The sequence below is a fragment of the Polaromonas sp. P1_G4 genome, from assembly GCF_056405475.1.
In genome coordinates, this window is the sequence record NZ_JBFUCA010001037.1 from 1 (window position 1) to 609 (window position 609).

The 609-nt window shown below is 64.2% G+C and carries 1 protein-coding gene and 1 pseudogene; both read left to right on the forward strand.

Annotated elements, in window-relative coordinates; translation table 11 throughout:
• Window positions 1–379: non-canonical purine NTP pyrophosphatase (locus AC1D1X_RS25225; protein ID WP_477699626.1), on the forward strand; the 379-nt coding region annotated here is incomplete at its 5' end.
• Between the two features lie 14 nt (window positions 380–393).
• Window positions 394–609, forward strand: a pseudogene (locus AC1D1X_RS25230) (radical SAM family heme chaperone HemW); the annotation flags it as partial.

Consider the following 609-nt stretch of genomic DNA (forward strand, 5'->3'; position numbering starts at 1 on the left):
CGGCCTGCCCGGCGTGGACACCGCGTTTTACGCCACGCAGTTTGGCTATGCCAAGGGCGACGACAACAACGTCAAAGCCTTGCTGGAGCAAATGGCCGGCCTGACGCAGCCCGCCCAGCGTCGCGCGGCGCTGGTTAGCACCCTGGTGGCGGTCCGGTCTGCAGAAGACCCGGAGCCACTGATTGCCTCAGGCCGCGTGGCCGGAGAAATCGCACCCGCGCCCGGCGGCAGCAACGGCTTCGGTTTCGACCCCGTGATGTACATCCCCGAGTTCGGCCAAACCTTTGCACAGTTGCCCGTTGAGGTAAAAAACGCCAACAGCCACCGCGGCAAGGCCGCACGGCAAATGATCGAACTCATGCGTGAGCGCTGGCTGTAACCACTCTTCCTTTTATGGCCCAGCAAGACATCCAGCACTACATGCGCAGCGGCACGCTGCAGCTGGCCGCGTTGCCGCCGCTGTCGCTGTACGTGCACCTGCCCTGGTGCCACAAGAAATGCCCTTAGTGCGACTTCAATTCGCACGAGGTCGCGGGCGAAATGCCAGAGCAGCGCTACCTCGACGCCGTAGTGGCCGATCTGGAGGCCGCGCTGCCCCTGATCTGGGGC